The sequence below is a fragment of the Pseudomonas sp. EGD-AK9 genome (genome assembly GCF_000465935.2).
Classification (GTDB): Bacteria; Pseudomonadota; Gammaproteobacteria; order Pseudomonadales; family Pseudomonadaceae; genus Aquipseudomonas.
Map to the genome: position 1 here is coordinate 1 of NZ_AVOF01000177.1, position 6,932 is coordinate 6,932.

At 68.9% G+C, this 6,932-nt stretch carries 10 protein-coding genes and 1 pseudogene; 6 read left to right on the forward strand and 5 right to left on the reverse strand.

Annotated elements, in window-relative coordinates; genetic code table 11:
• Positions 1 to 299: pseudogene (locus tag N878_RS09755) on the forward strand (adenylate cyclase); the annotation flags it as partial.
• Between the two features lie 6 nt (positions 300 to 305).
• Here N878_RS09755 and N878_RS09760 read toward each other — a convergent pair.
• The 5 genes from N878_RS09760 to N878_RS09780 form a co-directional block, all read right to left on the reverse strand.
• Positions 306 to 1,106, reverse strand: coding sequence for a lipase family protein (locus tag N878_RS09760; protein WP_021443479.1), 801 nt, complete (start codon positions 1,104 to 1,106; stop codon positions 306 to 308).
• 60 nt (positions 1,107 to 1,166) lie between these two features.
• A complete protein-coding gene (rnk, locus tag N878_RS09765) occupies positions 1,167 to 1,574 on the reverse strand; it encodes a nucleoside diphosphate kinase regulator (protein WP_021443480.1) in 408 nt (135 codons plus the stop codon).
• 119 nt (positions 1,575 to 1,693) lie between these two features.
• A complete protein-coding gene (locus N878_RS09770; RefSeq protein ID WP_021443481.1) occupies positions 1,694 to 1,900 on the reverse strand; it encodes a DUF1289 domain-containing protein in 207 nt (68 codons plus the stop codon).
• Positions 1,890 to 2,222 carry an iron donor protein CyaY gene (gene cyaY / locus N878_RS09775; protein ID WP_021443482.1) on the reverse strand — a complete coding sequence of 111 codons (333 nt, stop codon included), beginning with the start codon at positions 2,220 to 2,222 and terminating at the stop codon, positions 1,890 to 1,892. The genes N878_RS09770 and cyaY overlap by 11 nt, the downstream gene beginning before the upstream one ends.
• A 68-nt stretch (positions 2,223 to 2,290) precedes the next feature.
• Positions 2,291 to 3,328, reverse strand: a complete 1,038-nt coding sequence (locus tag N878_RS09780) for an AraC family transcriptional regulator (protein WP_021443483.1) — start codon at positions 3,326 to 3,328, stop codon at positions 2,291 to 2,293.
• A 178-nt stretch (positions 3,329 to 3,506) separates the two neighbouring features.
• Between N878_RS09780 and N878_RS09785 the strand changes: the two genes are divergently transcribed.
• From N878_RS09785 to N878_RS09805, 5 genes are all read left to right on the forward strand, one after another.
• On the forward strand, positions 3,507 to 3,632 hold the full coding sequence (locus N878_RS09785; protein WP_003242379.1) for a lipoprotein: 126 nt from the start codon (positions 3,507 to 3,509) through the stop codon (positions 3,630 to 3,632).
• Positions 3,633 to 3,643: 11 nt separating this feature from the next.
• Positions 3,644 to 4,891, forward strand: a complete 1,248-nt coding sequence (lysA, locus tag N878_RS09790; RefSeq protein WP_021443484.1) for a diaminopimelate decarboxylase — start codon at positions 3,644 to 3,646, stop codon at positions 4,889 to 4,891.
• Between the two features lie 10 nt (positions 4,892 to 4,901).
• Entirely contained in the window at positions 4,902 to 5,732 is an 831-nt protein-coding gene (gene dapF, locus N878_RS09795; protein ID WP_031302963.1) for a diaminopimelate epimerase, read from the forward strand.
• Positions 5,729 to 6,427, forward strand: coding sequence for a DUF484 family protein (locus N878_RS09800; protein ID WP_021443486.1), 699 nt, complete (start codon positions 5,729 to 5,731; stop codon positions 6,425 to 6,427). Before dapF ends, N878_RS09800 begins: the two co-directional genes overlap by 4 nt.
• Positions 6,428 to 6,567: 140 nt before the next feature.
• On the forward strand, positions 6,568 to 6,932 hold a 365-nt coding region (locus N878_RS09805; protein WP_021443487.1), incomplete at its 3' end, for a site-specific integrase.

The following is a 6,932-nucleotide window of genomic DNA, read 5'->3' on the forward strand; positions in this document are numbered from 1 at the left end:
TCAGCCACCCGTTCTACGACGTGCAGGCGATCCTCGAGCCGGGCGACGGCCGCCAGCCGCACGTCACCCTGTACTGCAACCACCGCGAGTTTTCCGAGCTGGAGTACGGCCGCGAGCTGTACCGCGCCGTGGCCCGGCATATCCTCGCCCAGCGCGCCGGCGGCGAGCGCTACCCCTGCTACATCACCGACCTCGACCTGTCCGCCCTGCTCGCCAGCCAGCAGGCGCAGACCGTGCACTACCTGCGCTACAAGAGCGAACTGGAGGATGCGCTGAACGCGGCGCTGCAGCAGGCCTGAGGGCCCTCAGTCGCGCATCGGCGCCTGGGGATGGAGCAGGGCGTAGAGATAGCAGTCGGCCAGGCTGTGGTTGTCGGCTACGCCGCCGTAGCTGGCAGTGAAGCTCACTGCCAGGCCCAGATGCTGGTACAGCCAGCGGTCGCTGACCGCGGGCGGCACCTCGGGCACCAGGTCGCTGTCGTTGACCAGGCGATAGGTGGGTACGTCCAGACCGTTGTAGTAGGCGGCAAAGGCCGGTGCGGCCAGGCGCGGACTGGCGAAGTTGTAGTGCTGCAGCGGCAGCGAGGGCCAGCGCAGGTGCAGATCGGGCACCGCCAGGCTGCTCAGCGCGCAGCCCAGGCTATGCCCGCAGAGCCATAGCGCCTGACTCGGCTGCAGGTCGTCGAGTGCCTGCAGGGCCTGGTCGCGCAGCGAGGCATAGAGCGTGAGGAAACCGTCATGCACCTGACCGACGCCGGCCTGCCAGGGGTAGGCCCGCTGGTCCAGGTCGAGGTCGTCGAGCCAGTCCTGCACCGACTCGGTGCCGCGGAACACCAGGTAGCAGTCGCCGCGCGGATCGCAGGCGGCGAAACCGAAAGGCTCCGCCTCGTCGAATATCCAGAACTCGGTGAGGCTGCTCCACACCACCGCGGAAAAACGCCAGCCCGGCAGCGCCGGCGCTTGCCAGTGGAAATCCTGTGCCCGTCGCGGCCGGCCCTGGGCCTGCCACTGCTGGTACTGATCGTAGGCCGCGACCACCAGCTGGGCGCAGCCCAGGGCGCGGGACAACTGGAAACCTTGGGGGAAATAGAGGGGCAGACTGGGCACCGCAGGGCCTCCTTGCCGGACAAGCTCATACTCTAGTCCAGCGCCCCGCGCAGCGGCCACTCAGCGAACGTATTCGCCCGCGGCCTCCGGCTGGTATTCCACCGCCAGCAGGGTCAGCTTGAGCAGCTTGCCGCCAGGCGCCGGCCAGTCGATATGCTGGCCGACGGACAGGCCGAGCAGGGCGCAGCCGATCGGCGCGAGGATGCTGACGGTGCCCTCGCCGCCGGCGTCCTGCGGGTAGACCAGGGTCAGGTGGTAATCCTTGCCGCTGCTCTCCTCGCGGCAGTGCACCCGCGAGTTCATGGTCACCACGCCGGCCGGCACCTCGTCGTGCCCGACCACCTCGGCACGATCCAGCTCGGCCTGCAGCGCGGTGGCGCCGGGGCCGAAATCCTCCAGGCTGTCGAGCAGACGCTCGAGGCGCTGCAGGTCGAGACGGGTAATGGTGATAGCGGGCGTGTTGCTCATGATGGCGGCCTGACTCCTCGTGCTGGGCGCAGAAAAAGCAAAACCCCGCCCGAAGGCGGGGTTTTGCGAAACCTTAGGCCGACCCTAACACAGCCGGGCAAATAAACAAGACCGCCCGGTCAGGGCGCCGCCTTGCGCTGGCGCAGCCGCTGTTCGGCCTCGCGGCAGATCTGCCGGCGCCGGGCGTCGTCGGCCGCGCCCCAGTCGAGGATGTCCTGCAGGGTGCGACCGCAGCCGAGGCAGACGTCGCCATCGTCCAGGCAGCACTGGCGTCGGCAGGGCGAGGCCAGCGGCGCCGTGTCGCGCGAGCCGGGCTCAGAGCTCATCGAACTCCAGCTCGGTGCCGCACTGCTCGAGGGTGATGCGCACCAGCATCTCGCCCAGCTGCTCGTCGCTGCTGTCGCAGATCCAGCGCTCGCTGGCTTCATCGAAGTCGAAGTGGAAGCCGCCGGAACGCGCCGCGAGCCACAGCTGACGGATCGGCTCCTGACGGCTGAAGATCAGCTGGCTGCCGTTGTCGAAACGCACGGTGAGCACGCCGCCGCTGTTCTCCAGGTCGACGTCCAGACCGCTGTCGTCAAAGATGTCTTCCACCGCCTGCTGGGTGGCATCGACCAGGTCGTGGAAGCGGGCTTCGCTCAGGCTCATCGGGGTGTCCTCACAAGGTGCTGCGACTGCAGAAAAATAGGCGAAAACGCCAGACCGGGGTAGCCGGCCTAGCCGAGAAGGTGGCGACGGTACTCGCCCGGACTCGCTCCCGTCCAGCGGCGAAAGGCGCGCGCCAGCGAACCGGGCTCGCTGAAGCCGACCAGAAAGGCGATTTCCGCCAGCCCCAGCGCCGGGTCGCGCAGGTAGTGCAGCGCCAGTTGCTGGCGCGTCTCGTCGACCAGCTGACTGAACGACAGGCCGCCTTCGCGCAGGCGCCGCTGCAGGGTGCGCGGGCTGAGCGCCAAGGCGCTGGCGATGGCCTCCAGATCCGGCCCCTGCTCGGGCAGCTGGCGCGCCAGCTCCAGGCGCGCCCGATCCAGCACGCTGTGACCCTGGCGCAGCTCGCCGAGCAGGCGGTCGGCGTAGGCGTCGAGCATCAGCCGCACCTGGGCGTCGGCCTGGCCCAGCGGCACCGCCAGCAGGCGCTTGGGGAACACCAGGGCGTTGTCGGCCTGGCCGAACAGCACCGGGCACCGGAAGATCCGCTCGTGCTCGGAGGTATCGGCCGGCGCCGGGTGCTGGAAGCGCACCTCGCTGGGCGGGATGTCCAGGCCGCTGATCCAGCGGCCGAAGCTGACCCAACCGGCCAGGGTCTCCTCGCTGAGCTGGCGTTGCTGCTGCGCCAGCAGCGGCTGCCAGCTGTGCGCCACCAACGGCTCGCCACCGGGGCGCGGCGGCTCGTCGTCGAGGCCGACCAGGCCCAGGTTGCCGACCAAGGCGGCATAACGCGCCTGGCGATGCAGGGCATCGGCCAGGGTCGCGCAGCTCATGATCAGGTAGCCGAGCACGCCGTAATAGCCGGGCCGTACCGCCTCGCCCAGGTGCAGGCCGAGGCAGTCGTCGCCGCTCAGCCGCACGCCTTCGCCGAGCAGGCTCAGGTAGGCGCTGGCGGCGATGCGCTGGTCGCGCTGGCCGAGCACCTCGGGGGCCAGCTGGGCATGGGCGAGCAGCGCCGCAGGGGCTATGCCCTGACGCTGCAGGTGATCGACCAGACCCTGCAGGTAAGCGACCGAGACCGAACTGGCCAGTGTGGCGGGATTGTCCATCGAGGCTCCTTGGGCTTGCCCCATGCTAACCCAGGCGTCGGCAAACGCCGCGCACGCTGGCGCCAGGGCCACGCGCAGATTGAGCCAGCCCCCGCCAGGCGGGCGCCTGGCGCATAGGCAAGGGGGCGGGGGGTCGGTATACTCCGGCGCAATTCACGCTTATTTCAAGGACCCCCCCATGAAGCGACTGACCCTCGCGCTCCTCGCCGCCGTCTGCCTGCTGGCCGGCTGCGGACAGAAAGGCCCGCTGTACCTGCCGGGCGACGAAAACGCCGGTAACAGCCGAGACCGTTTCGAACTCTGAAGGAGCACCCCATGGAAGCCTTTACCTACCGCGACGGCGAGCTGTTCGCGGAAGGTGTCGCCCTGTCCGCGCTGGCCCAGCGCTTCGGCACACCGACCTACGTTTACTCGCGCGCCCATATCGAGGCGCAGTACCGCGCCTATGCCGATGCCCTGGCCGGCCTGCCGCACCTGGTCTGCTTCGCCGTCAAGGCCAACTCCAACCTCGGCGTGCTGAACGTGCTGGCGCGCCTCGGCGCCGGTTTCGACATCGTCTCCAGCGGTGAACTGGAGCGCGTCCTGGCCGCCGGCGGCGAACCCAGCCGCATCGTCTTCTCCGGCGTCGGCAAGAGCCGCGACGACATGCGCCGCGCCCTGGAAGTGGGCGTGCACTGCTTCAACGTCGAATCCAGCGTCGAGCTGGAACGCCTGCACAAGGTGGCGTCCGAACTGGGCGTCAAGGCGCCGGTGTCGCTGCGGGTCAACCCGGACGTGGACGCCGGCACTCACCCCTACATCTCCACCGGCCTCAAGGAAAACAAGTTCGGCATCGACATCGAGCAGGCCGAGGCGGTCTACGCCCGCGCCGCCGAACTGGCGAACCTGGAAGTGATCGGCGTCGACTGCCATATCGGCTCGCAGCTGACCACCCTCGAGCCCTTCCTCGATGCCCTGGATCGCCTGCTGCTGCTGGTCGACAAGCTGGCCGGCCGCGGCATCCACATCCGTCACCTGGACCTGGGCGGCGGCCTCGGCGTGCAGTACCGCGACGAGCAGCCGCCGCTGGCCGGCGACTACATCAAGGCCGTGCGCGAGCGCATCAAGGGCCGCGACCTGGCCCTGGTGTTCGAGCCGGGCCGTTTCATCGTGGCCAACGCCGGCGTGCTGCTGACCCAGGTGGAATACCTCAAGCACACCGAGCACAAGGACTTCGCCATCGTCGATGCGGCGATGAACGACCTGATCCGCCCGGCGCTGTACCAGGCCTGGATGGACGTCTCGCCGGTGCAGCCGCGCGCCGGTGAGCCGCGCAACTACGACCTGGTCGGGCCGATCTGCGAGACCGGTGACTTCCTCGCCAAGGATCGCCAGCTGGTGCTGGCCGAAGGCGACCTGCTGGCGGTGCGTTCGGCCGGTGCCTACGGCTTCGTCATGAGCTCCAACTACAACACCCGCGGCCGCGCCGCCGAGGTGCTGGTGGATGGCGAGCAGGCCTATGAAGTGCGTCGGCGCGAGACCGTCCAAGAGCTCTATGCCGGCGAAAGCCTGCTGCCGGCCTGAGGGCGACGCCATGCTATTGCGCTTTACCAAGATGCACGGCCTGGGCAACGACTTCATGGTCCTCGACCTGATCAGTCAGCATGCCCACGTGCAGCCCAAGCACGCCAAGCAATGGGGCGACCGCCACACCGGCGTCGGCTTCGATCAGCTGCTGATCGTCGAGCCGCCGAGCCACCCGGACGTCGACTTCCGTTATCGCATCTTCAACTCCGACGGCTCGGAAGTGGAGCAGTGCGGCAACGGCGCGCGCTGCTTCGCCCGCTTCGTGCTGGACAAGCGCCTGACCACCAAGAAGGTGATCCGCGTCGAGACCAAGAGCGGCGTGATCGAGCTGCGCGTACAGAACGACGGCCAGGTCTGCGTCAACATGGGCGCGCCGCGCCTGGAGCCGGCGCAGGTGCCATTCCAGGCCGAACAGGCGGCGCTGAGCTACAAGGTCGAGGTGGACGGCGAGACGGTCGAGCTGGCCGCGCTGTCGATGGGCAACCCGCACGCCGTGCTGCGCGTCGACAGCGTCGACGACGCGCCGGTGCGTGAGCTGGGGCCGAAGCTGGAACATCACCCGCGCTTCCCGCAGCGGGTCAACGTCGGCTTCCTCCAGGTGCAGGACCGCCAGCATGCGCGCCTGCGCGTGTGGGAACGCGGCGCCGGCGAAACCCTGGCCTGCGGCACCGGCGCCTGCGCCGCGGCGGTCGCGGCGATCCGCCAGGGCTGGATGGATTCGCCGCTGCAGCTGGAACTGCCGGGCGGCAAGCTGTCCATCGAGTGGGCAGGCGAAGGGCAGCCGGTTATGATGACCGGGCCCGCTGCGCGCGTATACGAAGGACAGGTTCGCCTATGACAGACCAGCAGGATTGCCCCAAGCCGCTCGACTCGGAAACGGTCGCCGCCTACCTGCGCCTGCATCCGGAGTTCTTCATCGACCATGAAGAACTCATTCCCGAGCTGCGTATTCCGCACCAGCCCGGCAACGCCGTGTCGCTGGTCGAACGCCAGGTCAAGCTGCTGCGCGAACGCAACATCGAGATGCGCCACCGCCTCGGCCAGCTGATGGACGTGGCGCGCGACAACGACCGCCTGTTCGACAAGACCCGCCGCCTGGTGCTCGACCTGCTCGACGCCGGCAGCCTGGAAGAGGTGGTCGGCGCGGTGGAAGACAGCCTGCGCCACGAGTTCCAGGTGCCCTTCGTCGGCCTGATCCTGTTCAGCGACAACAAGCTGCCGGTAGGCCGCTCGGCCACCCTGGCCGAAGCGCATGCGCAGATCGGCGGCCTGCTCAGCGGTGGCAAGACCGTCTGCGGCGTGTTGCGTCCGCACGAGCTGGAGTTCCTGTTCGGCAAGGACGACGCTGCCCGGGTCGGCTCGGCCGCCGTGGTTTCGCTCAGCCATCAGGGGCTGCACGGCGTGCTGGCCATCGGCAGTGTCGATCCGCAACACTACAAGAGCTCGCTCGGCACCCTGTTCCTCGGCTATATCGCCGAAGTGCTGGCGCGCGTGCTGCCCGGCTTCGCCACGCCGCTGCGCTCGGTACGCTAACGACTGTCGTCGGATGGGTTGAGCGGCGCACTATCCATCATGGCTCGATAGATCACCCGATGGTTACGCGCCGCGCGAGTGGCGCCACGCCCTCAACTCTGGTGTCTGGCGCCGCGAACCCATCCTACGAGGCTTGAAGCTTGAAGCTTGCAGCTGACCTTGACGCCTACCTCGAATACCTGCGTCGCGAGCGCCAGGTGTCGCTGCACACCCTCGACGGCTACCGCCGCGACCTCGGCAAGGTGCAGGCCTTCTGCGAGGCGGAGGGGTTGGCCGACTGGGCCGCGCTGGATACCCGCGAGCTGCGCCGCCTGGTCGCTCGCCTGCACCAGCAGGGCCTGGCCAGCCGCAGCCTGGCGCGCCTGCTCTCGGCCACCCGCGGCCTGTACCAGTACCTGCTGCGCGAAGGCCTGTGCCGTCACGACCCGGCCGCCGGCCTCAGCCCGCCCAAGCGCGAACGGCGCCTGCCGCGCACCCTCGATGCCGACCGCAGCGCCCAGCTGCT

What these genes read in the sequence shown, in the direction of transcription:
- N878_RS09785 (WP_003242379.1), top strand. Translation starts at nt 3,507, where the DNA reads ATGAAGCGACTGACCCTCGCGCTCCTCGCCGCCGTCTGCCTGCTGGCC.
- N878_RS09780 (WP_021443483.1), bottom strand. Translation starts at nt 3,328, where the DNA reads ATGGACAATCCCGCCACACTGGCCAGTTCGGTCTCGGTCGCTTACCTG.
- dapF (WP_031302963.1), top strand. Translation starts at nt 4,902, where the DNA reads ATGCTATTGCGCTTTACCAAGATGCACGGCCTGGGCAACGACTTCATG.
- lysA (WP_021443484.1), top strand. Translation starts at nt 3,644, where the DNA reads ATGGAAGCCTTTACCTACCGCGACGGCGAGCTGTTCGCGGAAGGTGTC.
- rnk (WP_021443480.1), bottom strand. Translation starts at nt 1,574, where the DNA reads ATGAGCAACACGCCCGCTATCACCATTACCCGTCTCGACCTGCAGCGC.
- N878_RS09770 (WP_021443481.1), bottom strand. Translation starts at nt 1,900, where the DNA reads ATGAGCTCTGAGCCCGGCTCGCGCGACACGGCGCCGCTGGCCTCGCCC.
- cyaY (WP_021443482.1), bottom strand. Translation starts at nt 2,222, where the DNA reads ATGAGCCTGAGCGAAGCCCGCTTCCACGACCTGGTCGATGCCACCCAG.
- N878_RS09800 (WP_021443486.1), top strand. Translation starts at nt 5,729, where the DNA reads ATGACAGACCAGCAGGATTGCCCCAAGCCGCTCGACTCGGAAACGGTC.